The organism is Bradyrhizobium sp. P2_E8 (genome assembly GCF_056403875.1).
Genome location: NZ_JBFUES010001867.1, coordinates 1 through 596, shown reverse-complemented (window position 1 = coordinate 596; position 596 = coordinate 1). Strand labels below are relative to the sequence as shown.

General features: G+C 61.9%; 1 protein-coding gene. It reads right to left on the bottom strand.

Annotated features, from left to right (window positions below):
* On the bottom strand, positions 1-383 hold a 383-nt coding region (locus AC1D00_RS44400; protein ID WP_477015114.1), incomplete at its 3' end, for an HNH endonuclease.
* Positions 384-596: the final 213 nt, after the last annotated feature.

Genomic DNA, 596 nt, shown 5'->3' with positions numbered 1-596 from the left:
GGCGAGCACGCCGCGACCACGTTCTCCCAGGTGGTCTGGCCGCCTTTGCTGCGCGGGATGATGTGATCGAAGGTGAGGTCTTCGGGCGAGCCGCAATACTGGCAGTTGAAACGATCGCGCAGGAAGACGTTGAATCGGGTGAAGGCAGGATGGGTGGTCGGCTTGACGAAGGATTTGAGCGAGACCACGCTCGGCAGCTGCATTTCCAGCGTGGGACTTCGAACCGCCTGGTCGTAATGCGCGACGATGTTGACGCGGTCGAGGAACACCGCCTTGATCGCGTCCTGCCACGACCACAGAGACAGTGGGTAGTAACTCAGCGGCCGGAAGTCCGCATTCAGCACCAACACCGGCCAACTGCCTTGCGAGACATGTGCGTTCAAGTAACGCTCCCGGCCTCCATGTACGCTGCGAAGCAGCATGTATTGACATACTACATGCAGCGTGACGGGATTGTGAAGCCCGTTGAGCGACTTATTCAGGCGCGGGCAATGCGGCGGCGGGGTGGCAAAACGCGCAAAACGCCGCGATTCGGGGAGGGTCCATGCGGGGCAACCGCGGAACCGCCTTCACGGTCAAGGCGCCGGACCGGGTGG